The sequence below is a fragment of the Pseudomonas sp. 2822-17 genome (assembly GCF_002742485.1).
GTDB classification, from domain to species: Bacteria; Pseudomonadota; Gammaproteobacteria; order Pseudomonadales; family Pseudomonadaceae; genus Aquipseudomonas; species Aquipseudomonas cyclaminis.
In genome coordinates, this window is the sequence record NZ_LJRZ01000493.1 from 1 (window position 1) to 233 (window position 233).

Below are 233 nucleotides of genomic sequence, written 5' to 3' on the forward strand. Positions count from 1 at the left end.
GTTTACAACCGTGAAGAAGCAATAGCATCTGCTGATATGTGTGTGATGACACTAGAGGCAATTGCAGAATCAGGAGTGAAAAGTAATTTATCTTTGAAACTTACATCATTATGGTTAGATGTGGATCGTAGTCTTTGTCGTGAAAATATGATTAGAATTCTGAAAACCGCCAAAAAGCACAATAATTTCGTGCGAATTGATATGGAGGATTACTCTCATCTAGAAGCAACACT

1 pseudogene is annotated in these 233 nt (G+C 36.5%); it reads left to right on the forward strand.

Annotation, left to right across the window (positions count from 1 at the left end):
• Window positions 1-233, forward strand: a pseudogene (locus tag AOA60_RS33375) (hypothetical protein); the annotation flags it as partial.